This is a genomic window from Gordonia sputi NBRC 100414, assembly GCF_000248055.1.
Classification (GTDB): domain Bacteria; phylum Actinomycetota; class Actinomycetes; order Mycobacteriales; family Mycobacteriaceae; genus Gordonia; species Gordonia sputi.
Genome location: NZ_BAFC01000064.1, coordinates 1 through 18,677 on the forward strand (window position 1 = coordinate 1; position 18,677 = coordinate 18,677).

Consider the following 18,677-nt stretch of genomic DNA (forward strand, 5'->3'; position numbering starts at 1 on the left):
CGTCGTCGCAGGCCCGATGCTGCGCACACACGGACTCGACCTCGACCTAGTGATCCACCTGGCCATGTCGGAGGGCGCTCTGCGACGCCGGACGCCCGACGCCGAGCAGTGGACCATCCGACCCCTGCTCGACGACGATGCGCACGCTCCGACCGCCGACCTCGAGGTGCGCTACGACCACCCGGACCGACCGGCGCTCGCCCGAACGAACTCAAACTCAGGCGTCGAGTTCCGCGAGGACCTCGTCGCTGACGTCGACGTTGCTGTACACGTCCTGGACGTCGTCACAGTCTTCGAGCGCGTCGATCAGCTTGAAGACCTTTCGGGCGCCCTCGGCGTCGACCGGCACCTCGACGGAGGCACGAAAGTCGGCCTCGGCGGAGTCGTAGTCGATACCGGCGTCGACCAGTGCGGTGCGCACAGCGACGAGGTCGGTCGGCTCGCTGACCACCTCGAACGAGTCGCCGAGATCGTTGACTTCCTCAGCGCCGGCATCGAGGACCGCCATCAGGATGTCGTCCTCGGACTGTCCGTTCTTCTCCAGCGTCACCACACCTCGGCGGGTGAAGAGGTAGGCCACCGAACCCGGGTCGGCCATGTTGCCGCCGTTACGCGTCATCGCGGTGCGGACCTCGCCGGCAGCGCGATTGCGGTTGTCGGTCAGGCACTCGATGAGGATCGCGACGCCGTTCGGTCCGTAACCCTCATACGTGATGGTCTGCCAGTCGGCGCCACCGGCTTCTTCGCCACCGCCGCGCTTGCGTGCGCGCTCGATGTTGTCGTTGGGTACCGAGCTCTTCTTCGCCTTCTGGATCGCGTCGTACAGCGTCGGATTACCGGCGGGGTCACTACCCCCGGTACGTGCCGCGACCTCGATGTTCTTGATCAACTTGGCGAACATCTTGCCGCGCTTGGCGTCGATGACCGCCTTCTTGTGCTTGGTGGTCGCCCATTTGGAATGGCCGCTCATACGCTGTTCCGATCCTTTCGCGTGCCCGCGGCGTCGTTGCCACGCACGGTGTCGTTCGTCATTCGATCTTAGCGGCGACCATCCCGACGAAGTATTCGTGCACTCGTCGATCGCCTGTCACCTCCGGATGAAACGACGTCGCGAGGACGTCACCCTGACGTACCGCGACGATCCGACCCTCCGCGGGACCCTCGGTCACTCGGGCCAGAACCTCCACGCGCTCGCCTGCCCGCTCGACCCAGGGCGCGCGGATGAAGACCGCACGCATCGGGTGACCGTCGGTGATGCCGTCGACCTCCAGATCGGTCTCGAACGATTCCACCTGCCGTCCGAACGCGTTGCGTCGCACCGTGATGTCGAGCGCGTCGAGATGCCGGGCATCGGGCCGTGTGTCGAGGATCTCCGAGGCGAGCATGATCATTCCCGCACACGAACCGTAGGCAGGCATGCCATCGCGGAGGCGCGCGCGCAGCGGTTCGTAGAGGTCGAACACGCCCAGGAGTCTGCTCATCGTCGTCGACTCCCCGCCCGGGATGATCAATCCGTCGACGGCGTCGAGTTCTTCGCGACGACGCACACTGATCGGCGTCGCTCCCGCAGCGGCGACGGCGGCGAGATGTTCGCGCACATCACCCTGCAGTGCGAGGACTCCGACACGTGGCGATCCGGTGTCCGCGGTCACCTGTCGTGCCGTGCGTGCTGGTCGGCGGGCATCTGGCGGCCGGTGCGGCTCAGACCCTCTTGTGTGACCGCAGCGACGAGCCGACCGTCGCGATCGAAGATGCGGCCCTGGGTCAGCGCGCGGCCACCCCCGGCCGACGGCGAGCTCTGGTCGTAGAGCAGCCATTCGTCGGCACGGAACGGTCGCATGAACCACATGGCGTGGTCGAGCGAGGCCGCCTGCGGTTCGATACCGGGGTGCGGCACCTTCGACGATCCGAGCAACGTCATGTCACTCATGTAGGCCAGCGTGCACACGTGGATGGTCTGATCGTCGGGCAGTCGGTGTCGGTACCGGAACCAGACTCGTTGCTGCGCAGCGAAATACGGATTCGTCACCATGTCCTCGCGCGGCACCACACGAAGGTCGAAGTTCTGCCATTCCTTGAGCACCGACGAATCGTCGTCGGACAGGGTTTCGGCCCTGTCGGGCAACGACTCGGGGTCGGGCGCAGGCGGCATACGGTCCTGGTGCTCGATTCCCTCGTCGCCGTGCACATGGAACGACGCCGACATCGTGAAGATCGCCTCGCCGTTCTGGATTCCGGTGACTCTGCGGGTGCAGAACGACCGTCCGTCGCGGATGCGGTCGACGAGGAAGACTGCCGGAATATCGGGATTGCCGGGCCGGAGGAAGTATCCGTGCAGTGAATGCACCGTGTAGCTGTCGTCAACCGTGCGGGTGGCCGAGACGAGCGCCTGACCCGCGACCTGGCCGCCGAACGTGCGCTGCAGAAAGCTCTCGAACGCGCCGCCGCGGTAGATGTCCTTCTCGATCCGCTCGACCTGGAGGATCTCTTCGATGTCTGCCACCTGGACAGTATCCCGCATGATGACACCGCGGCAGACACACAGCCCGGTCAGAGCTCGTCGAGCTCGACGATCCCGTCCTGGACCGCGCGCGCGACGAGGCCCGCCTTGGTCGGGGCAGGACGGCCGATCTCGGCGTACTTGGCCCGAATACGTGTGAGGTGTGTGTTCACAGTGCCGAGCGAAATGTACAGCGCCGCAGCGGTTGCGGGCTTCGTGTCGACCATCAGCCACGTCCGCAGCACCTCGATCTCCCGCGGCGTCAGCTGCGGCTTCGGCGGTGCTTGTCGGCTGCGCGGGTGCTCGTCGGTCGTCGCCGCCTCCCCCACGTTCGCATCGAGCTGCGGCAACAGGTGCATGTGTCGTTCGCCCCGGCCACCGGCCACAGTCGCGCCCTGCCGAGGTCCTTCGCCGACAGCGACGGCCGCTGGAGGCCCGGGCAACGGCATCCGACGCGCGGCGAGGCGGGCCAACGCCTCCTGACGACGTGCCACCGACTCGGCACGACGTCGTGCGGCGTAGGCGTCGAGTTGCACAGCGGGAATGCGGGGTGCGGTAGGTGCGGTCATGTCAGCATCTCCTCGGTCATCGCTTGTGCCGTATCGGTCTACGCCGTCTCGGCTCGGTCATTCGCGGTACTTCGCACCGCGTGCAGATGACGTTATGAGTGCTCAGGTCGCCCGTCGATGGGGAGAACTCCCCTGGGCATGGGGAGAACTCCCCATGCTGCATCGTCGCAGTTCAGAGCTAATGAATTGAACTCAATCGGCGGCGTTGCGCGCGGCCTCTTCGTCGATGAGGGGTAAATCGCCGCGCGTGACGATGCGCGAGGCCACCGCGTACTCGACGAGCTTCGCCCGGCGATTGCTCGCGAGCTTTCCGCCGCCTGCTCGCATTCCGCTGACTCCGAGCTGGTCAAGCTTGTCGCACACGTTGTCGAGCTTGCGGTTGAATTTCGTCAGCGACCAGCCCAGTCTCCCCGCGGCCTGCGCCGACGAGGGGATCGCACTGGCCCCCGTGCCGTCACGACGCAGGATCTCCTCCGCCAAGACGACGATCAGCAGCTTCTGACTCTCGGTCAGCATCGGGACGCCCTGCGTGATCATCCCGCCGACCACCTCGGGCGCGGTCACCGCGTCGACGTGCGGGCTCACCGTGTGGACGTCCACCTCGTAGGTGGTCGGCCCTGCCGTGAACACGATCGTGGTGTGGCCGAAGACCAGCGGCATCCGGGCGCCCGGTCCGAGCACCGCCGAGAATCCGACGTCGCCCGCAGACACGCTGGCCGAGAGATGCGCGCCCTGATTACTCAACCACCACAAGCCATTGACGTTGTGCAGCAACAAGAATCGACGGTGCAGATAGGGATTGTCGTCGACGGACAGATCCGCCTCACGCCCGATCCAGAACCGACGACCCGCCAGAATCCCGAACCGCTCGCCGCAATAGTCGACGAACGCACGCTCGGCCTGCGTCTGCGGAACCTGCCCGGACGTCATCGGCGAGCGCACCTCGACGCTGTCATGTGGGCGTGTCCTCCGACGTCTCGACGCTCTCCCCGCCGACCTCGCCCGACTCCTCGTCGCTGCGCACCGACACCACCACGACGGTCACGTTGTCGTGCGCGCCGACGAACAGCGCGGCGTCGACAAGGCTTGCCGCGGCATCCTCTGCGGAATCGGAACCCGCGAGAATCTCGGCGATCTCGGCGTCGGGCAGCTCGCCGGTCAATCCGTCGGAGCAGATGAGCAGGACATCGCCGGGTAGTGCCGGGGTGGAAAAGTAGTCGGCGTCCGGCTCGGACATACCCGCACCGAGCGCCCTGGTGATGACGTTGCGGCGCGGGTCGATTCGAGCCTGCTCGGCGGTGATCACACCGGCGTCGACGAACTCCTGAACCTGTGAATGGTCGCGTGTGAGCAGCTGCAGCGTGCCGTTCTGGAACCGGTACGTCCGCGAATCGCCGATGTTGAGGATCAGCCAGTGGAGGACGTCGTCGTCGGTGACGAGCACCGCGCCGGTCACAGTGGTCCCCGCTCGTCGGTCGGAGAAGCCATCGATACCACCGATGCGCTGCTGCGCGTCGACGAGCAGTCGGTCGAGTACGTCTCGGGTATCGGCGAGTTCGGCACCAGGCTCGACCTCCGCCAGCGTCAGGAGCGCCGCCTCACTGGCCAGCTCGCCACTCTCGTGCCCGCCCATGCCATCTGCGAGCAGATACCGTCCGGGCAACACGAGAGCGGCGTCTTCGTTGGCGTCGCGGACACGTCCGACGTCGCTGTACACCGACCAGTCGAGTCGCAGATCTCCGACGATGTCGCTGCCGGTCAGCGACGAATCACGGACGATGCTCACCGAGTCCATGGTCAGCAGATCCTACCGGCGGGCTCGCCACCCGCGGGTGACGTACCCACTGTCGGCGCGAACGTGTCCATGTCGTCGATGTCGCCTACCAGCCGCGCTCGGCAAGACGATGCGGTGCCGGGATGTCGTCGACGTTGATGCCGACCATCGCCTCGCCGAGTCCGCGCGAGACCTTCGCGAGCACATCCGGGTCGTCGTAGAACGTCGTTGCCTGCACGATCGCCGCCGCCCGCTGCGCGGGGTTACCCGACTTGAAGATGCCGGAACCGACGAACACGCCCTCAGCGCCGAGCTGCATCATCATCGCGGCGTCTGCAGGAGTGGCGATGCCGCCGGCGGTGAACAAGGTCACCGGCAGTTTGCCCGCGTTGGCGACCTCGACGACGAGATCGTACGGAGCCTGCAATTCCTTTGCCGCGACGTACAATTCGTCCTTCGGCAGCGAGGTGAGGCGTCGGATCTCATCGCGGATCTTGCGCATGTGGGTCGTCGCGTTCGAGACGTCGCCGGTGCCGGCCTCACCCTTGGAGCGGATCATCGCAGCACCTTCGGTGATGCGTCGAAGCGCCTCGCCGAGGTTGGTGGCACCACACACGAACGGCACCGTGAACGCGAACTTGTCGATGTGATTGGCGTAGTCGGCGGGCGTCAGGACCTCCGACTCGTCGATGTAGTCGACGCCGAGACTCTGCAGGATCTGCGCCTCGACGAAGTGTCCGATACGTGCCTTGGCCATCACCGGGATGCTGACCGTGTTGATGATCCCGTCGATCATGTCGGGGTCGCTCATGCGCGACACGCCACCCTGTGCACGGATGTCGGCGGGTACCCGCTCGAGCGCCATGACCGCGACAGCCCCCGCGTCCTCGGCGATCTTCGCCTGCTCGGGCGTCACGACGTCCATGATCACGCCGCCCTTGAGCATCTCGGCCATTCCGCGCTTGACACGGGCAGTGCCGTGTCCTGCCTGCGAGTCAGCAGCGGCGTGTCCGTTGACCGACGAGGTTGCGTCGGTCGCGGGCTGCTCCCCTGATTCGAATCGACTCACTGTAAGTCTCCTGATTTCGCGTTCACGGCCCATCGGCGATCCACTGGGCTCCTGGCATTACAGGATAGGCGACCCCGAATTGTGTCCTGGCCGCAGGTTCGCCGCACGTCAGGACGATTCGTCGTCGGGTGCCACCCGCTCGGAGATCTCGAAGTACGCGGGCGGTGCTGCCGTGCCTCCGAGCTTGAGCCAGCGCACAGGTCTGCGGGTTGCCAGCGCGCGCGTGTCGCGAACGGCGTCGTTGTAGAAGCGTCGTGCCATCATCACGCGGGTCTCGGCATCGGCGAGTTCGATCGACAGTGACGCCGGACGTACGCCGTTGTCGGTACGGGCGAGCGCCGCGGATACGTCGTTCTCCGCGTCCTCGCGCTGATCCGGCGTCGCGCGTTCGGCACGGTCGGCGACCGCGGTCAGTAAGGCCGCGGCCTTTCTGCCTCGGTCGTCGGTCGACGTCTCCATCCACGCCGCGATGGCCCGCGCGACGACGCTGCGTCGCTCGAGCGTGGACTCCAGCGACCGACGCGCAAGGTCGACACGAACGTTCAGCCGGTCGAGGCGATTGGCGGTCTTGTAGGCCCACGCCGCGGCCACGACCACGAGAACCACCACGACGAACACGATCGACGCCACGGTGCCCGAGACCGTGATCCCAGAGAACCGCACGGCGTCGGCAAGACTCGATGCCACTGAAAGTTGTTGGTGCGCCGCACCGTTCATGCTGTACCCACTCTGTCAGGGTCCACTCTTTCTGGGCCCACTCTTTCTGGGTCCACTCAGTCCGACACCACGACGGGTCCGGCGTCGACGGTGACCGTCTCGTATACGCGCAGGATCTGGTCGGCCACACGCGACCAGTCGTACTTCGCGGCTCTCGCCCGACCCGCTTCGACGAGGTCGGCGCGGGCGTCGTCGTCGGAGAGGAGTGCTGTCACAGCGTCGGCGAGCTCATCAGCAGCACCGACAGCAACCAGCTTTCCGGCACGGCCGTCGTCGAGAACGCGTCGGAAGGCGTCGAGTTTGCTCGCGACCACCGCTGCGCCCGCCGCCATGGCCTCCACCAGAACAATGCCGAAACTCTCGCCACCGAGATTGGGTGCCACGTACACGTCGGCCGACGCCAGCGCCCGCGCCTTGGTCTCGTCGTCGGCCTGACCGAGCAGTACGAGGTGGTCGGCGAGATCTCCTGCTCGACGCCTCAACGCACGCTCGTTGCCTCCGCCGACCACCAGGATCCGGACGTCGGGAAAACTCTCGACGATCGTCGGCAATGCACGCATCAGAATGTCGATGCCCTTGCGTGGCTCGTCGAAGCGACCGAGGAACAGCACCGACCGGCCGGGGTGCGGGTAGCCGGGCAGTGGAGGTGAGTCGGCGAAACCCGCACAGTTGATTCCGTTCGGGATCTCGACCGCGTCGGAACCCAGCGACTCCATCTGCCAGCGACGCGCGAGCTCCGACACGGCGATCTTCCCTGCGATCCGCTCGTGGTACGGGCGCAGGATTCCCTGAAATGTCTTCAACCACAACGACTTCGACGTCGAGGTGTGAAACGTCGTGACTATCGGCCCCAACGCGACCATCAACGCCAGCATCGACAGACTCGGCGAATTGGGTTCGTGGACGTGCAAGACGTCGAACTCGTTGTCGGCGATCCAGCGGCGAAGCGTCAGGTAGCCGTGTGGGCTGAAGCAGACGCGAGACACCGACCCGTTGTAGGGCAGGGCCACCGCGGGACCCGCCGACACCACGTAGTCCGGCAGCACCGTCTCGTCGGCGGCTGGCGCGAGGACGCTCACGGTATGGCCACGGTCGATGAACACCTCGGCGAGCTCGACCACATGTGCCTGCACGCCGCCCGGAACGTCGAACGAGTACGGACAGACCATTCCGATCTTCATCCGGTGCTCTCGATTCGCGCACGACGCTCCGCCGACCAGTCGGATTCCCAGAGCGGCTGCAACATGTGCCAGTCCGCGGGATGTGCCGCGATGTTCGTGGCGAAGGCGTCGGCCACCGCCTGGGTGGCTTGCTCGACGCCGCCCGACACGTCGGCCGACTCTCCGACCAGGATTTGCGACCTCCCGTCCGGGAGGAAGAAGTGGTGTACGGGCATGAGCGCTGCGCCCGTCTCGATAGCGAGGCGCGCAGGCCCGGCGGGCATGCGGGTCGGCTCACCGAAGAACTGCACCGGAACGCCGTGGCGGGTCAGGTCGCGTTCTGCGAGCAGACATACCACCGACCCTTCGCGAAGTCTGTCGGCGAGACGCGCGAACGGAGGCTGTTCCCCACCGGTGAGCGGAAAGATCTCGAACCCGAGGCTCTCGCGATACGCGACGAATTGATCGAACAGCGACTCCGGTTCGAGTCGTTCGGCCACTGTCGAGAATCGATGACCGCGATTGATCAGCCACACCCCGGCCATGTCCCAGTTGCCGCTGTGCGGCAACGCGAAGATGAGCCCCTTGCCCTTCGCGATCTCGGCCTCGAAGCGGGCGACATCGTCGTCGGCGATGTGCACCGACGCCGCGGCGTTCGCCAGTCCCATGGCGGGCAGGCGAAAGGCTTCGTACCAGTACCTGGCATACGAGCGCATCGCGTCGGCGACGAGTTCGTCCGGCACGTCCTGCGGCCGCGTGGCTCCGATCACGCGGGCAAGATTGCGTCGCAACTGCTGCGGGCCGCCGTTGCGGCGACCGACCATCGCGCCCGCGCCCTCGAAAACGGTTCTGCCCCAACTGTCCGGAAGCAGACGCACACCGGCCCATCCGGCCCGGTAGCCCAGGTCGGAGACGTACCCGCCGAGGCGGCTCACCGGCTTCCGGTGCCTGCGTCGGGCCCGGCCTGGGTCTCGGTGTCGGGGTCGGTCGCGGCTTCAGCATCGGTCCCGGTGTCAGTGTCGGTCGAACTCGACGCCAGTGGGATCAGGTCTCGGGCACCCGGTGACCGGGAAATCGACCACATGCGCTGTCCGACGGTGATCACGCTCCCGATCGCGAGAAGCCACATGGCGACGTGAATCGCCCACCACAGTCCGAGACCGGTGAAGCCCGCTCCCACCAGAACGATGATCAGCCGGTCCGGGCGCTCGATGAGACCGCCGTCGCCATACAGACCCGACGCCTCGGCGCGTGCCTTGGCATACGAGATGACCTGCGAGGTCACCAGACAGATCATCGTGGCGACGAACAGCCACTGGTGCGGCTGCGTCCACGCGCACCACCACGCGAGACCCGCGAAGATCGCGCCGTCGGCGATGCGGTCGCAGGTGGCGTCGAGCACCGCACCGAATCGGGTTCCGCCACCGCGGGCTCGCGCCATCGCGCCATCGAGCATGTCGAACATCACGAACAGCCAGATGACCATCGTGCCCCAGAAGAGGTGGCCCATCGGGAACAGCGTCACCGCCGCCGCGACAGTCGCCACGGTGCCGATCACGGTCATGGCGTCAGGAGTCAGCCCGGTGCGCAGCAACGCACGTCCGAGCGGCAACGTCACCTTCGACACCGACGCCCGGCCTCGAATGCTCAGCACCGCACCGCTCCTTCCCGACCGTTCAGTCCTGTACCTGCACTGCTCATGCGGTGCGGTCGCGCGCTCATGGGGCGTCGAGCTGCTTCCACGCGTCCGACAGCAGCGCACGGGTATCGCGCAGCAACTGTGGCATGACTTTTGTCTCGCCGACAACCGTGATGAAGTTCGCGTCGCCCACCCACCGCGGCACGATGTGCTGGTGGATGTGCTCCGACAACGAGCCGCCTGCGGCGTAACCGAGATTCAGACCCACGTTGAACGCGTTCGGATTCGACACCGCCTTGATCGTGCGGATCATGCGCTGCGTGAACCCCATCAACTCGTCGGCCTCGCCTGCGGTCAGCGCTTCGAGGTCTGCGACCTGCCGATACGGCACGATCATCGTGTGGCCGGGGTTGTACGGGTACAGGTTGAGCACCGCGTAGACGTGCTCTCCACGCGCCACGATCAACCCGTCCTCGTCAGTCATCGTCGGGATGTCGAGGAAGGGGTGCCCGGTGAGGTCCGAGCCGTCGGCTGCCTTCTTCACGACCGGCGGGTCGGCCGTGATGTAGGTCATCCGGTGCGGACTCCACAGCCGCTGTAGCCGATCGGGATCGCCGGTACCGCAATCGCGGATCTCACCGGCGTGAGCACCGGTCGGGGCCCCACCGCTCGACTCGTCGTCGGCGTCAGGCATCTCCTGCACCTTCGATCAGCTCCTTGGTCGGAGACTCGTTGCGACGGGCGGAAATCCACTCGTCGATGATTCTGACCGCGTCGGCGACGGGAACGCCGTTGACCTGAGTGCCGTCTCGGAATCGGAAGCTCACCGCACCCGCCTCGACGTCACGCTCGCCTGCGAGAAGCATGAACGGCACCTTGCCGGTGGTATGCGTGCGGATCTTCTTCTGCATGCGGTCGTCGGAGTAGTCGACCTCGGCGCGAATTGCCTTGGCCTTCAACTGATCCATGACGCTCTGAAGGTGGTCGACGAACGCCTCGGCAACAGGGATGCCGACGACCTGCACCGGCGACAGCCATGCCGGGAAGGCGCCCGCGTAGTGCTCGGTGAGCACGCCGAAGAACCGCTCGATCGAACCGAACAGAGCGCGGTGGATCATGACGGGGCGATGCTTGGCGCCGTCGGAGCCGGTGTACTCGAGGTTGAAGCGTTCCGGCAGGTTGAAGTCGAGCTGAATGGTCGACATCTGCCAGGTGCGGCCCAGCGCGTCCTTGACCTGGACGGAGATCTTGGGTCCGTAGAACGCGGCGCCACCGGGATCGGGTACGAGGTCGAGTCCGGACTCGCCCGCAACCTCGGCGAGCGTGTTGGTCGCGATCTCCCAGGTCTCGTCGTCGCCGACGGACTTCTTGGGATCCCGCGTCGACAACTCCAGATAGAAATCATCGAGACCGTAATCGCGAAGCAGATCGAGGACGAAGGTCAGCAGCGAGCGCAGTTCGTCACGCATCTGCTCGCGGGTGCAGTAGATGTGTGCGTCGTCCTGAGTGAACCCCCGTGCGCGGGTCAGCCCGTGGATCACGCCCGACTTCTCGTAGCGGTAGACGGTGCCGAACTCGAAGAGGCGCAACGGAAGTTCTCGATACGAGCGTCCACGCGCGTCGAAGATCAGGTTGTGCATCGGACAGTTCATCGGCTTCAGGTAGTAGTCCTGAGCCGGCTTGCGCACCGAGCCGTCGTCGTTGAACTCGGCGTCGAGCTGCATAGGCGGGTACATGCCGTCGGCGTACCAATCGAGGTGTCCCGACACCTCGAACAGGTTGCTCTTGGTGATGTGCGGCGTGTTGACGAACTGATATCCGGCAGCGATGTGACGCTTGCGCGAGTAGTCCTCCATCTCGGTGCGGATGATGCCGCCCTTCGGATGGAACACCGGTAGGCCCGAACCGATCTCGTCGGGGAAGCTGAACAGGTCGAGCTCTGCACCCAGTCGTCGATGGTCGCGCTTCTCGGCCTCCGCGAGCATCTCGAGGTAGGTGTCCTGAGCTTCCGACGACTCCCATGCGGTGCCGTAGATGCGCTGAAGGTCGGCGTTGTCCTGATCGCCGCGCCAGTAGGCAGCCGAACTCCTGGTGAGCTTGAACGCGGAGATGTACTTGGTGGTCGGGACGTGCGGACCACGGCACAGATCGCACCAGATCACCTCGCCGGTGCGGGGATTCAGGTTGTCGTACGCGGTGAGTTCAGCCCCGCCGACCTCCATGACCTCGCTGTCGTCGGCCGCGCCCTTGTCGTCGATCAACTCGAGCTTGTACGGCTCCTTGGCGAGCTGCACCCGGGCCTCGTCCTTCGACGCGTAGACCCGTCGCGAAAACTTCTGACCCGACTTGATGATCTGCTTCATCTTCTTCTCGAGCGCGGTGAGATCTTCGGGGGTGAAGGGCTCTGCGACGTCGAAGTCGTAGTAGAAGCCGTCCTTGATCGGCGGCCCGATCCCGAGCTTTGCCTCGGGAAAGAGATCCTGCACGGCCTGTGCGAGCACGTGCGCCGTCGAATGCCTGATCACGCTCCGGCCCGCCTCGGTGTTGGCGGCAACCGGTTCGACGTCAGTGTCGAGATCGGGAGCCCAGGAGAGATCGCGCAGTTGGCCTGCGGCATCACGAACGACGACGACGGCCTCGGGTCCCTTGTTGGGCAGTTCGTGCTCGCGCAGCGCCGTGCCCGCGGTGGTCCCGGCCGGCACACGGATCGTGGCTGGGCTGGTCACCATTGCGTTGTCGGGCACTTCGCTGCTCCTTGATGCGAGGCGGGCGTCGTGCCCGCCTGTGAGTATCGGTGTTCGTGCACGTCGATCGTATCTGCGGGCGCCCCGTCGGCCACCACCGCGGCCGGGATGTCCTACAGGATCGGGCTCGTGAGCCACGAAGCGTCGAGGTTCACCCAGTTCGCGGCAGTTCCCAGCACACCCAGGACCCACAGGGAGGCGAGTACGACGACGCAGGTGACGATGCCGAAAGCCCCCTGCACAGACCAGTGACGTTTCTTCATCCAATCGAGCCAGGCGTCGTATTTGCTTCGCGCGAAGCGCAGTAGCCGTTGAGCCCACGAGAATTCCGACGCGAGGATGCCGAGTCCCAAGAACACGATCAACCAGCCGGGGCCGGGATACGGAATGGCGACGATGCCGCCCGCGAGCACCAGCGCACCGACGACGCCGACAATGATCCGATAGGTGAGGTTCAGACGCGCGTCACGCCGGATGACGAATCTGCGTTGACGACTCCAGATGCGTATTCGTTGCCACGTCGGCACGCAGTACTCCACTCTCCGCGTTTGCTGTCTCCGACGCCGTGGGGCTGACGGCACCGGACGACTCGATGTGTCCAGGGTACGTATCCGGCTGCGTCACCTCCCCACGCGCGTCGGCGCGACGCTGTCGAAACTCGGCTGCCAGCGTGACGATGATCGTGAGCAACAGGATCAGTGGATAACACCCGGAGTAGAGGATGACCGTGATGCGATCGAACACTCCCGGATCGGGATATCGCGGCATCATGAACAGCCCGACCGCAATGATGTGATCGGCTCCGTAGTGGCTTCCGCTGCCCCAGTAGTTCCACCAGTACGAAAACGACAGCGCGCCGACCGTCAGCGGGGCCAACCACCGCCACCAGTACCTACGTCCGCGGATGCTGCCCCGGTACGCGAAGTCGAAGGCGACGACCAGCAGCGGTACCACCCACACCCAGTGATGACCCCACGAGAACGGTGACACCGTCGCCGCGGTCATTCCCGCGGTGGTCACCGACAGCAGGCGGCGTCCGCGCCGGTAGGACACGACCGCTGCCCAGAGCCCGAGAATCGCCGCGACGAGCGCCACGGGCATCCACATCCAGTCGGGCGGCGAGAACAGCGGCCCGACCGGTGCGGGCTCGGAGAACCGTCGAACATCGAAATACGCGAGCATCTGCGCGATGAACCCATTCACCGACTGGTTCGCCGGTGAATCCACGCGTCCGATACGTGACTCGCCGGTCACGTATGTCGTCCAGTACTGATGGGCGTCGGCCCTGATGACCAGGTATCCGATCACGACGGTGATGGCGAACCCCACGACTGCCATCGCCGCGGCCCGCCAGCGACGCAGCACGAGCAGGTACACGACGAAGAACGCGGGGGTCAGCTTCAGCCCCGCCGCGATGCCGACGCCGAGACCACGCAGCCTCGATCGCGGATGGAGCAGATCGAGAAAGACGAGGTCGAGCAGGATGATGAACATCAAGAAGACGTTGATCTGGCCGAGCCAGATCGTCGTCCGTACTGGTTCGAGCACCGTGACACAGATGGCTCCGCACACACCGAAGATCGCGAGTTTGCTGTCTGCCTTGTAGCCGAGCGTGCGCATGCCGAGGTATACCGTCGCCACGAGCGCGAGGAAGATCGCCACCCACCACACGATCTTCGCCACCAGCGCACTCATCAGCGCGAAGAGGGTGAACACCACAGCAGAAAATGGCGGATAGGTGAAGCTCAGACGACCCCACACCGGAAATTCGTAGAGTGGTCGGCCATCGAGCACGACACGTCCACCCGCTCGGTAGACGTACAGATCGGTGGCGTTGTCGAACAGCCCGTTGAACTGCGCGCCGATCGGGATCACGAAGATATGCCAGATCAGCGCGAGGACGGCGAGTACTCCGACCGCGAGCACCGGCTTCCAACCGAGTACCAGCGGCGACGGTCGCTGATCGACGGTGGTGCTCGCAGACATGAACACACCGTAGCCAAGACTTATCGCAGGTCAGAAACCGAATCGCCGAAGGCGTCGATTGTCTGATTCCGTACCGGTCGACGACCAGCCCGGATCGCCCGTCGTCGCGAAGTCGACCCACGCTCGATGCATCTCGTCGGCGACCTGCTGGTCCGGCTCGGGGCCGACGAGGGAGTGCGCCTGGTCGAGGTGATCGAAGACGAACGGGATTTCGACGGCGTGACCTGCCCTGATGTCGGCGATCGGACTCCGGTACCCGAACTCGTAGAGGTGCGTCGAGCCCGATGGACGCGACGCGGCGAGCGTAGTCGTCGGGCCGGAGAATGCGCGTACGGTGAGTGCCTGCGCGAGCACGTCTCCTGGGCTGGCACCGGCGTCGAGTCCGGCGCGGAGCTGGTCGATGCCATTCGGCTGCCGACCGAGTACCGCTGCGGCAGCCTGCTCTGTGATCGCATCGGCTCCGCCCGACGCCGCGAGGAAGAATCGGAACTCGTCGGCGTTCCAGCCTGCCAGCAGCGGAACATCGGCCCCGGCGCCCGACGCGATCGCCTCCTGCGGCACGGAGGTGAGGACGTCACCGTCGACGACGGGGAACTGGCTCATGATGCCCATCCCCTTGGCAACCGTCGACTCACCCCACAGGGCGGGGTCGGGGTTCACCATGCATTCGAGTGCCAGTTGCGACTGGGCCGCGAGCAACGCGACGGGATCGACCTCGGCAAACGACTGTGCGTCGGCGTCGACACCGAGGATCTCCGACAGCCGCCCGGTGACCAGACGGGCATCGTCGATCTCAGCGGCCGCTGTACCGTTGCCGCTCTGCATGATCGCTCGCCGGAACAGACCGCGCGCAAGCGGCGACGCCAGTAGCGACGCGACGCTCATGGCTCCGGCCGATTCGCCGAAGATCGTCACGTTGCCGGGGTCGCCCCCGAAGCTCGCAATATTCGCGTGCACCCACTCGAGGGCCGCGATCTGATCGCGCAATCCCCTGTTCTCGACGCCGCCGCTCACCGACGCGAAACCCGCTGTGCCGAGCCGATAATTGAGGCCGACGCAGACCACACCGTCGCGGGCGAACGTATCCCCGGCGTAGATGGCCAACCGGTTGGAACCACGGGTGAACGCACCGCCGTGAATCCACACCATGACCGGTAATCCGCCCGCACTCTGATCCGGGGTCCACACGTTGACAGTGAGGTAGTCGTCGCCGAGTTCGATCACGTTGTCGAGCAGTGCGGCGATCGGCGCCGGGTACGGGACCTGCGGTGCCGTCGGCCCGTACTCGACGGCTGTGCGCACACCGTCCCAGGAGTCGACCGGCCGGGGTGAGTCGAACGCCGCAGGCCCGACAGGAGGAGCAGCGCAGGGAAGGCCGAGAAAGGCCGACACGCCATCGGATCTGCGACCCGAAATACGCCCGGCGGTTGTCGTGACGACGGGGGTCTGGACATGTGTTCGCGTCATGCTCGCGGACAGTACGCCGTGACGACGCCCAGCCGGATGCGATCGCGAAGATATCTCGGATCATCGTCTCATAACTTGTCCCAACTGTCTCATAACTCCGACAGTTCGGGAGTTCGACGATCCGTCTTATTGTCTTGGTCTCGCTCGTTTAGAGGGAAACTCGTGGATCGGTAACTGTGTCTCGAAACGCCGTCGCCAAATCTCATTTTGTCGGTAGTTCTGCGATACGTTGTTGGACATGGCACAGCCCCCTCCGTCCGCGCAGCACATGCTGCTCGGATACGCGCGTACGAGTGCGGTGGCGCCGGCACTCGACGAGCAAGTCGATACCCTTGTCTCCCACGGCGTCGCCCAGCGTCGGATCTACACGGACGACACCCTCGCGGGAGTCGTTGCGGCACAACGGCCCGGCTTCGATGCTCTCCTCGACTACGCCCGCCCGGGCGACCTTCTCATCGTCGTCAGCATGGACCGGTTGGGGCGCTCCGCCGACGAAGTCCTGGCGACCGTCCGCACGCTCACCGAACTCGACGTGGGGATACAGGCCCTGCGCGAGGGCCTGAGCACGCACGACGACGGCGGCTCCACACTCGTCGGTGTCCTCGCGTCGCTCGCCGTCGCCAACGACGAGATGAGTGCCCTCGGGCGTCGAGCGCGCAGCCCAGGCGACCGTCATCGAGCCGGACACCTTGGACGTCCACGAGCGCTGACCGACGAGCAGGTCGAGCTCGCGCGACGCCTTCGCGAGAACGGCGATTCCGTCCCGACGATTGCCGCCGTGCTCGGCGTCAGTCGCGCCACCCTGTACCGCACCCTCGCAGAAAAGAGAGCCACCAGATGACCAGCGGCCGAATTGTCGCGTTCCCGGTGTCGACGCCCCCGACGACGCGTCAGCCCTCGCTCGTCGACGACACGATCGACGAAGATGCGTTCCAACGCGGATTCGACGACGCGACAACGTATCTCGCGACCATGCCGGATACCTGGGCGCGTCACCACGCGTCGTCGGCGCTCGCTTCGGGCGACATTCCCGAGATCACCCAAAGCTACGAACGCGGGTACCGCGCCGCTCTGTACGGCTTCGTGAGACAGGCTCGCCGCTGACTGCCACGTGTGCGCGCTGACTACCATCGTTGGCGCAGACCCCGCTCGAGAATCCGAACAGAGAAGAGACTTCTATGACCAGGCTGATGATCATTCTCGGAAGTGTCCGCGAAGGCCGGATCGGCGGCCCCATCGCCGAATGGGTCAAGGCAGCAGCCGATGCCGACGACCGTTACGACGTCGACTTCGTCGACCTCGCAGAGCTCAATCTTCCGTTCATGGACGAGCCGAACCATCCCCGTCTCAAGAACTACGTGAAGGACCACACCAAGGCGTGGAGCGCTCGCGTCGAGGCAGCGGACGGGTTCATCTTCGTCTTTCCCGAGTACAACTACAGCTACTCCCCCGCCATCAAGAACGCGCTCGACTACCTGCACAGCGAGTGGGATCGCAAACCCGTCGGCTTCGTCAACTGGGGCGGCAACTCGGCGGGAACACGCGCCCAGGTCGCGCTGCGGGTCGTCGTGTCAGCACTCGGACTCGTCATGACCAAGGGCAACGTCGAGATCAACTTCCCGCAGAAGCAACTGACCGACGACGGCATCTTCGAGCCGAACGAGCAGCAGAGCGCCGTGGTCAAGGCTCAGCTCGACGAGATCGTGAAGCTGTCTGAAGCTTTGGCACCGCTTCGCGGATGACGAGCTTTGGCACCGCTTCGGAGTTGAGAGTCATTATTTCATTGCGGACCGAAACCGACCGCAATCGCTGAGAGGCTCTGATCAGAAGTTCACACCACCTCTGATCGGAGCCTTTCGATGTATTCACCGCAGCGCGACAATGAAGCAACCGGTATCGCCAACTACGTGGATCAGCACCTCGACGCGATCCGCGCCGCGGCATTCGGCCTCACGGAGGCGCAGCTGCGCGAAACCCCCTGTCGGAGCGAACTTTCCATCGGCGGCCTGATCAAGCACACCCTCGACGGCATGCGTGGCGCAATCGAGCGCCTCTCCGGTGAGGACGTCACGCCGACGGTCGACGCGGACGGCGTCGCCGACTACCTGGCCGGTTTCGTTGTGGGCGAGGACGAGTCGGTCGACGATCTGCTCAGCGACTTCGACAGCACACGCGAACAACTGCGTCGACTGATTCTGGCCAGCGATCCAGACGCCGACGCTATTGCGCCGCCCGCTCCCTGGTACGGCCAGTTCGAGCCGCAACCCATTCGGTTGCGCTACTTCCTCATTCACCTCATCGAGGAGTACGCGCGTCACGCGGGGCACGCCGACATCATCCGAGAGCAGATCGACGGCATGGCCGTACCCGCTCTGGTGATGACGCTCGAGGGCGTGCCCCCGAACCAGTTCTTCACACCATACGAGCCTGCCGCGGGGACCATCGGAGCGTGAAGGGTTGTCACCCAGGCTAGGTGCTCGTGGGCACCGGTGACTGTGATTCTCCACGGCTCGTCTCACATTTCAGTCCGCTGTCGCGACTACAGTTCATCCACCGCCACGGCGAAGCGCGGCACGCCGATGTCTGCCGAGCGTTGGGGATCCCCGAGACCGACAACGCGCACCACCTGGCCGCGATCCGGTCCGGCACCTGGCCCGCGAAGGTCACGTTGCCGAACACCCCTACGGCATAGCCTGTTCGTCGTGGGAAGTTCCCACGGCGCGCGGCGTGCGCGCCTCGGTCTGATCGGTTCACCGCCCGCTCACCCGAAACTAACACCGCCGCCCTACTTCGGGGCCATCGAACGGGGCGGCGGTGTTGTTTGTATGTCAGGTACCGAGGTCCGCCCAGTGATCAGGATGCTTCACCACATCAACGCGCACCTGATTGCCACTGTCGTTCAGCTCCAGGCAGTTTCGCACCCGGTCCGGCAAACCGCGCTGCGTGCATCGACACGACCACCCGAGCGTGCGCATCGCCCGGATAATCAGTTCGAGCTTGTTGATCGACTTGTAAATGTCACTCGCGGTGATCCCGAGGTCTGTGCTTCTAG

The 18,677-nt window shown here is 65.3% G+C and carries 21 protein-coding genes; 4 read left to right on the top strand and 17 right to left on the bottom strand.

The annotated features are described in order from the left end of the window. Positions 1 to 217 precede the first annotated feature (217 nt). From GOSPT_RS10900 to GOSPT_RS10975, 16 genes are all read right to left on the bottom strand, one after another. A complete protein-coding gene (locus GOSPT_RS10900) occupies positions 218 to 970 on the bottom strand; it encodes a YebC/PmpR family DNA-binding transcriptional regulator (protein ID WP_005206023.1) in 753 nt (250 codons plus the stop codon). A 58-nt stretch (positions 971 to 1,028) separates the two neighbouring features. Beyond that, on the bottom strand, positions 1,029 to 1,652 hold the full coding sequence (gene pdxT, locus GOSPT_RS10905; protein ID WP_005206024.1) for a pyridoxal 5'-phosphate synthase glutaminase subunit PdxT: 624 nt from the start codon (positions 1,650 to 1,652) through the stop codon (positions 1,029 to 1,031). Beyond that, on the bottom strand, positions 1,649 to 2,503 hold the full coding sequence (locus tag GOSPT_RS10910) for an acyl-CoA thioesterase (RefSeq protein WP_039855647.1): 855 nt from the start codon (positions 2,501 to 2,503) through the stop codon (positions 1,649 to 1,651). The genes pdxT and GOSPT_RS10910 overlap by 4 nt, the downstream gene beginning before the upstream one ends. Positions 2,504 to 2,550: 47 nt before the next feature. Continuing rightward, positions 2,551 to 3,069, bottom strand: coding sequence for a helix-turn-helix transcriptional regulator (locus GOSPT_RS10915; protein ID WP_005206028.1), 519 nt, complete (start codon positions 3,067 to 3,069; stop codon positions 2,551 to 2,553). 192 nt (positions 3,070 to 3,261) lie between these two features. After that, a complete protein-coding gene (locus GOSPT_RS10920; protein ID WP_005206031.1) occupies positions 3,262 to 3,999 on the bottom strand; it encodes a hypothetical protein in 738 nt (245 codons plus the stop codon). A gap of 22 nt (positions 4,000 to 4,021) precedes the next feature. Continuing rightward, a complete protein-coding gene (locus tag GOSPT_RS10925) occupies positions 4,022 to 4,864 on the bottom strand; it encodes a PP2C family protein-serine/threonine phosphatase (RefSeq protein WP_005206033.1) in 843 nt (280 codons plus the stop codon). Between the two features lie 85 nt (positions 4,865 to 4,949). Then, entirely contained in the window at positions 4,950 to 5,912 is a 963-nt protein-coding gene (pdxS, locus tag GOSPT_RS10930) for a pyridoxal 5'-phosphate synthase lyase subunit PdxS (protein ID WP_005206034.1), read from the bottom strand. Positions 5,913 to 6,020: 108 nt separating this feature from the next. Then, on the bottom strand, positions 6,021 to 6,542 hold the full coding sequence (locus GOSPT_RS10935) for a LemA family protein (protein ID WP_039855655.1): 522 nt from the start codon (positions 6,540 to 6,542) through the stop codon (positions 6,021 to 6,023). A gap of 143 nt (positions 6,543 to 6,685) precedes the next feature. Then, a complete protein-coding gene (locus GOSPT_RS10940; RefSeq protein WP_005206038.1) occupies positions 6,686 to 7,810 on the bottom strand; it encodes a glycosyltransferase family 4 protein in 1,125 nt (374 codons plus the stop codon). Further along, on the bottom strand, positions 7,807 to 8,724 hold the full coding sequence (locus GOSPT_RS10945) for a phosphatidylinositol mannoside acyltransferase (protein ID WP_005206041.1): 918 nt from the start codon (positions 8,722 to 8,724) through the stop codon (positions 7,807 to 7,809). The genes GOSPT_RS10940 and GOSPT_RS10945 overlap by 4 nt, the downstream gene beginning before the upstream one ends. Continuing rightward, positions 8,721 to 9,443: a phosphatidylinositol phosphate synthase gene (gene pgsA / locus GOSPT_RS10950; protein WP_005206043.1), complete on the bottom strand. Its 723-nt coding sequence runs from the start codon at positions 9,441 to 9,443 to the stop codon at positions 8,721 to 8,723. Before pgsA ends, GOSPT_RS10945 begins: the two co-directional genes overlap by 4 nt. A 64-nt stretch (positions 9,444 to 9,507) precedes the next feature. Then, the gene (locus GOSPT_RS10955) at positions 9,508 to 10,122 is read right to left on the bottom strand and encodes an ATP adenylyltransferase (protein WP_051993851.1); all 615 of its coding nucleotides are present in this window, start codon (positions 10,120 to 10,122) and stop codon (positions 9,508 to 9,510) included. Next, the gene (thrS, locus tag GOSPT_RS10960) at positions 10,115 to 12,172 is read right to left on the bottom strand and encodes a threonine--tRNA ligase (RefSeq protein WP_005206047.1); all 2,058 of its coding nucleotides are present in this window, start codon (positions 12,170 to 12,172) and stop codon (positions 10,115 to 10,117) included. Before thrS ends, GOSPT_RS10955 begins: the two co-directional genes overlap by 8 nt. A gap of 113 nt (positions 12,173 to 12,285) precedes the next feature. Continuing rightward, on the bottom strand, positions 12,286 to 12,699 hold the full coding sequence (locus GOSPT_RS10965) for a TIGR02611 family protein (RefSeq protein ID WP_005206049.1): 414 nt from the start codon (positions 12,697 to 12,699) through the stop codon (positions 12,286 to 12,288). Then, positions 12,638 to 14,158: a glycosyltransferase 87 family protein gene (locus GOSPT_RS10970; protein WP_039855659.1), complete on the bottom strand. Its 1,521-nt coding sequence runs from the start codon at positions 14,156 to 14,158 to the stop codon at positions 12,638 to 12,640. Before GOSPT_RS10970 ends, GOSPT_RS10965 begins: the two co-directional genes overlap by 62 nt. A 30-nt stretch (positions 14,159 to 14,188) precedes the next feature. After that, the gene (locus GOSPT_RS10975) at positions 14,189 to 15,625 is read right to left on the bottom strand and encodes a carboxylesterase/lipase family protein (RefSeq protein ID WP_039855651.1); all 1,437 of its coding nucleotides are present in this window, start codon (positions 15,623 to 15,625) and stop codon (positions 14,189 to 14,191) included. 238 nt (positions 15,626 to 15,863) lie between these two features. Here GOSPT_RS10975 and GOSPT_RS10980 point away from each other — a divergent pair, with 238 nt between their 5' ends. The 4 genes from GOSPT_RS10980 (at position 15,864) to GOSPT_RS10995 (ending at position 18,078) form a co-directional block, all read left to right on the top strand. Continuing rightward, the gene (locus tag GOSPT_RS10980; protein WP_005206059.1) at positions 15,864 to 16,466 is read left to right on the top strand and encodes a recombinase family protein; all 603 of its coding nucleotides are present in this window, start codon (positions 15,864 to 15,866) and stop codon (positions 16,464 to 16,466) included. Continuing rightward, on the top strand, positions 16,463 to 16,729 hold the full coding sequence (locus GOSPT_RS10985; RefSeq protein WP_005206062.1) for a hypothetical protein: 267 nt from the start codon (positions 16,463 to 16,465) through the stop codon (positions 16,727 to 16,729). Before GOSPT_RS10980 ends, GOSPT_RS10985 begins: the two co-directional genes overlap by 4 nt. Positions 16,730 to 16,803: 74 nt before the next feature. Further along, on the top strand, positions 16,804 to 17,367 hold the full coding sequence (locus GOSPT_RS10990) for an NADPH-dependent FMN reductase (protein ID WP_005206064.1): 564 nt from the start codon (positions 16,804 to 16,806) through the stop codon (positions 17,365 to 17,367). A 117-nt stretch (positions 17,368 to 17,484) separates the two neighbouring features. Next, positions 17,485 to 18,078 (top strand): DinB family protein, encoded by a 594-nt coding sequence (locus GOSPT_RS10995; RefSeq protein WP_005206066.1) that lies wholly within the window; start codon positions 17,485 to 17,487, stop codon positions 18,076 to 18,078. A gap of 375 nt (positions 18,079 to 18,453) precedes the next feature. Here GOSPT_RS10995 and GOSPT_RS23880 read toward each other — a convergent pair. Next, a partial coding sequence (locus GOSPT_RS23880; RefSeq protein ID WP_005206070.1) for a hypothetical protein occupies positions 18,454 to 18,677 on the bottom strand: 224 nt, incomplete at its 5' end.

What these genes read in the sequence shown, in the direction of transcription:
- GOSPT_RS10985 (WP_005206062.1), top strand. Translation starts at nt 16,463, where the DNA reads ATGACCAGCGGCCGAATTGTCGCGTTCCCGGTGTCGACGCCCCCGACG.
- GOSPT_RS10915 (WP_005206028.1), bottom strand. Translation starts at nt 3,069, where the DNA reads ATGACCGCACCTACCGCACCCCGCATTCCCGCTGTGCAACTCGACGCC.
- GOSPT_RS10925 (WP_005206033.1), bottom strand. Translation starts at nt 4,864, where the DNA reads ATGGACTCGGTGAGCATCGTCCGTGATTCGTCGCTGACCGGCAGCGAC.
- GOSPT_RS10990 (WP_005206064.1), top strand. Translation starts at nt 16,804, where the DNA reads ATGACCAGGCTGATGATCATTCTCGGAAGTGTCCGCGAAGGCCGGATC.
- GOSPT_RS10995 (WP_005206066.1), top strand. Translation starts at nt 17,485, where the DNA reads ATGTATTCACCGCAGCGCGACAATGAAGCAACCGGTATCGCCAACTAC.
- GOSPT_RS10900 (WP_005206023.1), bottom strand. Translation starts at nt 970, where the DNA reads ATGAGCGGCCATTCCAAATGGGCGACCACCAAGCACAAGAAGGCGGTC.
- GOSPT_RS10955 (WP_051993851.1), bottom strand. Translation starts at nt 10,122, where the DNA reads ATGCCTGACGCCGACGACGAGTCGAGCGGTGGGGCCCCGACCGGTGCT.
- GOSPT_RS10975 (WP_039855651.1), bottom strand. Translation starts at nt 15,625, where the DNA reads ATGACGCGAACACATGTCCAGACCCCCGTCGTCACGACAACCGCCGGG.
- GOSPT_RS10920 (WP_005206031.1), bottom strand. Translation starts at nt 3,999, where the DNA reads ATGACGTCCGGGCAGGTTCCGCAGACGCAGGCCGAGCGTGCGTTCGTC.
- GOSPT_RS10970 (WP_039855659.1), bottom strand. Translation starts at nt 14,158, where the DNA reads ATGTCTGCGAGCACCACCGTCGATCAGCGACCGTCGCCGCTGGTACTC.
- GOSPT_RS10940 (WP_005206038.1), bottom strand. Translation starts at nt 7,810, where the DNA reads ATGAAGATCGGAATGGTCTGTCCGTACTCGTTCGACGTTCCGGGCGGC.
- GOSPT_RS10980 (WP_005206059.1), top strand. Translation starts at nt 15,864, where the DNA reads ATGGCACAGCCCCCTCCGTCCGCGCAGCACATGCTGCTCGGATACGCG.